General features: G+C 41.3%; 1 protein-coding gene. It reads right to left on the bottom strand.

Translation table 11 applies throughout. The features are described 5' to 3' along the window. Positions 1-1,689, bottom strand: a 1,689-nt coding sequence (locus tag Q0241_RS11380; protein WP_299377435.1) for a CHASE2 domain-containing protein, incomplete at its 3' end; no start/stop codon positions are given. Between the last annotated feature and the right edge of the window lie 25 nt (positions 1,690-1,714).

The raw sequence follows: 1,714 nt of genomic DNA, 5'->3' as shown, positions 1-1,714 counted from the left end.
TTTTATATAATTTTTTTTCTCTAGACTTGAATCATTAAACAATTCAATCTCTTCTAGGATTATCTTGTTGATATTGAGTGACGAAAGGTTGGCTTTACCTGTTTCTGCTGCATCCCTGATCGTTCTAAGTATTTCATTTCCCCGGTCAGCCTGATTTAGAATTTTGTCCAAAACAGGCTTGATTATGTCCAGATCAAGATTGTCTTTTTCCAGGATTTTTTTGGCTGCATTCGTAAAGTTGTATATGGCTGCAAGCGGTTGGTTTAGTTCATGTGCTATTGATGAAGAGAGCTTTTGAACGGAGCTTTTGCCAATTGTATGCAATAGCTCATTCTGTAGTTTTCTAATTCTAGCTTCTTTTTCGCGCTCTTTTTGTGTCGCAATACTTGCTTCTTTTCTCCTGCGAGCTTGTTCCGTTACAAAACCAGAGGAGACAGAAACCATGAACATGATTAATGTGAATATCAGCGGCATGGAAGGATCAAATAGGGTCGACTTAAAGGCAAATAGGCCGGAAGAAACGAGTATTGTTATCCAGCACAAAATTGCAAAGGTTACTGTAAGTTCCAGTGCACCATGCCGTTTGTGAACAACAAGAAAAAGAATGCCGATTAAGAATAAATACCCTAGTTCTATCCAAAAATAAGTAAAGGGGCGTGTAAGAAGGCTATGGGTAAGCATATTGTCCAGTGCTTGGGCGTGTATTGTCAGGCCGGAAAGGTTGGATCCGACTGGGGTCAGTGTATAGTCCGCTATACCAAGAGCCGTTACCCCCAAGATAACGATTTTATCTTTGAAGAGGTTGTCATCAATCGCACCTGTTAAGGCATCATTTGCAGATACCTTGGTGTAATCAGAGTATTTACTAAAGTAAATCCAAGGTTTTCCACGGTTGCTCTTGGTTAAATCGAATGAATTTAATCGAATGCTTTTGAGCTTGTTGTTTTCTGTCCTTAGTTCAATTTCATCTGCATTATTGGTGATACGCAGGGTTTCAACCTCTAATGACGGGATGATTGTGCCATTCACATTGTAGAGCAGGGGGAGTTGGCGGATAATGCCGTCTCGTTCAGGGGCTAGATTGTTGACTCCTTGTGTTGTTGCTCTTTCTAACGGTTCTATATTTCTGAGAAGGTAGTTAAACCGAGGTAAAGTAGCTCTGACATCGCCCCCGTACATTCTTATACTTGTTGTCGTTTCAACTGGCGCACGTTGATCTGTGCCGTACCCCGTCGCCATACCTAATATAACTGGATGATTACGGAACTCGTTTGCGAGGATATCGTCGTACGAGGGTAAGTCTTTTTTGTGTGGTTTTAGTTGTTGTGCGAGTACAGGATTGTTTTCGATAATCAGACTGGGTGATGTTCTGTCCGGTTCGGGAAAAACTATATCTATTGCCAAAGCATGAGGGGATTGCTGTAGAATTTTATTGGTAAGATCGGCTAGAATATTCCTCTGCCAAGGCCATTGCCCTTTCGCTTTGAGGCTTTTTTCATCAATCTCAACCAAAACTATTTTCTGAGTTTCACTTTGGTTGGGGCTTATCTTTTGAAGCACATGAAAGGTATTGGGGCGCAGAATTCGTACTGCCCACGGGTCTGAAACTTTGAGAGCGATCACACAAATAAAAACTACCACCAGTATCGTGGTTGTTTTCGAAAAGGCTTTGGTCGCAAATGTCAGCATTTGCTGTGGTCGATAATCATATTAT

The organism is uncultured Kiloniella sp., assembly GCF_937128705.1.
Classification (GTDB): domain Bacteria; phylum Pseudomonadota; class Alphaproteobacteria; order Kiloniellales; family Kiloniellaceae; genus Kiloniella.
This window is presented reverse-complemented; position numbering and strand designations above follow the sequence as displayed.